This is a genomic window from Ectobacillus sp. (genome assembly GCF_056992975.1).
Window position 1 is genome coordinate 1 of the sequence record NZ_JBXKMX010000162.1, and the last position, 2,296, is coordinate 2,296.

General features: G+C 38.2%; 2 protein-coding genes. Both read left to right on the forward strand.

Annotation, left to right across the window (positions count from 1 at the left end; genetic code table 11):
* The coding region (locus tag AC11ZT_RS07660) for a glycosyltransferase family 4 protein (protein ID WP_484059031.1) at positions 1 to 773 on the forward strand (773 nt) is incomplete at its 5' end.
* Positions 774 to 957: 184 nt separating this feature from the next.
* On the forward strand, positions 958 to 2,296 hold a 1,339-nt coding region (locus AC11ZT_RS07665; protein WP_484059032.1), incomplete at its 3' end, for an MDR family MFS transporter.

Here is a 2,296-nt window from a genome sequence, read left to right on the forward strand (position 1 = left end):
AATACTATAAAATGGAATTCCTATCTACTATGTTATGGAATTACTTACGTTGGTTCCATAGTTCCCTTCAAAAAACATTCGTTCCTTCTTATGAAACACTAAAACAATTGAAGAAGAAAGGATTTCGCGATCTTCACATTTGGAGTCGCGGAGTTGATTGTAATGTATTTCATCCCAATTATGCAGAGCAAACCATTCGTGAAACGTATCAAATTTCAGCACCGCATATCCTTTCTTACGTAGGACGAATTGCACCAGAAAAAGATATTGAAACACTGCGAAAAGTGATGAAGGACATCATCAAAAAGCGCGGAGATCAGGTTCATTGGCTTATTGTCGGAGATGGTCCTATGGCAGCAGAATTAAAAGAAGAATTTAAGAAACAGGTTACCTTTACAGGTTATTTAAAAGGAGATCAACTAGCACAAGTATATGCCTCTTCAGATGCAATGGTATTTCCATCTCCTACGGAAACATTCGGAAATGTTGTACTAGAATCTCTTGCTTGTGGAACACCTGTTGTAGGGGCAAATGCTGGTGGTGTGAAAAACATTATTTCTGAGAATAAAACCGGCTATTTATGTACACCAAAGCAAGTAAATGAATTCTCAAGCGCCATCCTTTCTTTGTTGGACAATGATGCAAAGCGTAAACATATGAGTATAGCCGCAAGAGAATATGCACTTACGCAAAGTTGGGATAGCATCTTTGAAAATCTTCTTGGTCATTATGAAGATACCATTCGTGTTCCTGTTGCCGAATTACTAGCTTAATTTTCACCCTGCGATTCTATTTAACAATGATATTGGACCGAAAAGCAGAAGTACCCTTCTGTTTTCCGGTCCAATTTTTTTCGTTGCAGGGCACAACAAAAAATTAGGATAAATAGTCTAATTAAACTATAATAGTAAATAGTCTAATTAGACTATTTACTAAGCTATAAAAGGAGACAAACATATGGTTTCAAAAGAAAGTAATCTTCGACTCGTTGTTACGGGTTTATTATTAGGTATCTTAATGGCGGCAATGGATAATACAATTGTAGCCACTGCAATAGGAACCATTGTATCTGATTTGGGTGGCCTGGATCAATTCGTTTGGGTTACATCTGCATATATGGTTACGGTTATGGCTGGTATGCCGATTTTTGGAAAATTATCCGATATGTATGGCCGCAAACGTTTTTTCGTATTTGGACTTCTTCTTTTCTTACTCGGATCTGCGCTGTGCGGAACAGCACAAAGTATTACACAGCTTAGCATATACCGGGCGATTCAAGGGATTGGCGGAGGAGCTTTACTTCCGATAGCATTTACCATAGTATTTGATATTTTTCCTGTTGAACAACGAGGTAAAATGACAGGGCTTTTAGGTGCTGTATTCGGTTCAGCTAGTGTATTCGGGCCGTTACTAGGTGCATACATTACGGAGCATTTTAGCTGGCATTGGGTATTTTATATTAACGTCCCAATCGGAATACTTTCCCTATTCTTTATTTTACGTGCATACAAAGAAACGACTCCTCCTAAAGAACAAAAAATTGACTGGACAGGAGCAGCCACGCTAGTTATATCAGTTGTTAGCTTAATGTTTGCCATTGAGCTAGGTGGAAATAAATACGCATGGAATTCTACGCAAATCATAGCACTTTTCACATCATTTGCTTTATTCTTTGTCATCTTTCTTATTACGGAAACAAAAGCAAAAGATCCGATTATTTCATTTTGGATGTTTAAACGACGTATCTTTGCCACGTCTCAAGTTATTGCATTCTTATACGGTGCCACCTTCATCATTTTAACAGTATTTATTCCGATTTTTGTTCAAGCTGTATACGGTGGCTCTGCTACAAATGCTGGACTCGTCCTCACACCAATGATGATTGGATCTGTAGTAGGAAGTGCGATAGCAGGAATCTTTCTAACTAAAACGAGCTATCGAAACTTAATGCTGCTCTCTGTTGTATCTTTCTTTACTGGTATGTACTTACTTAGTACAATTACACCACAAACAGCGCGTACACTATTAACTGTATATATGACAATAACCGGATTTGGCGTAGGCTTTTCTTTTTCCTTGCTTCCAACCTCTTCTGTCCATAATATTGAACCACAATTTCGTGGGTCAGCAAATTCAACGAACGCCTTTTTCCGTTCTTTAGGAATGACAATCGGGGTTACGATTTTCGGATCCGTTCAAAGTAATGTATTTGCAACCAATTTAAAGACAGCATTTCAAGGTATGGGAGGCGGAAATCCACTTGCTTCTATTGGAGATACACGTTCCATTTTTGAAG